The following is a 273-nucleotide window of genomic DNA, read 5'->3' as shown; positions in this document are numbered from 1 at the left end:
CAAACGGCTGTGTTACACGAAGACCTTATCGCAGCCTGACCTCGAGCGGCTTGTGAAAATGACGCCCTTAACATGGAAATGTACTGATGAAAGCATCCGGCGGTTTATCAGCCGAAAAGCGGCGGATATTACGATAGATATCGATATTTTAATCGGAACCGGTCCTCTGTAAACAGAAAAGACACGCTGATCGCGTGTCTTTTTTTTATTTCCAGACTTCACCGGCAATGCTGACGACATGACGCAGTTTCGCCCATTGCTGTTCTTCTGTGA

1 pseudogene is annotated in these 273 nt (G+C 46.9%); it reads left to right on the top strand.

The window, feature by feature from the left end:
- Positions 1–172: pseudogene (locus tag SB658_RS23915) on the top strand (rRNA (guanine-N1)-methyltransferase); the annotation flags it as partial.
- Positions 173–273 lie beyond the last annotated feature (101 nt).

The sequence above is a fragment of the Bacillus sp. SIMBA_008 genome (genome assembly GCF_046535495.1).
GTDB lineage: Bacteria > Bacillota > Bacilli > Bacillales > Bacillaceae > Bacillus > Bacillus subtilis.
Note: the sequence above shows the minus strand (reverse complement) of the source record. Positions and strands in the feature narration are given on the sequence as shown.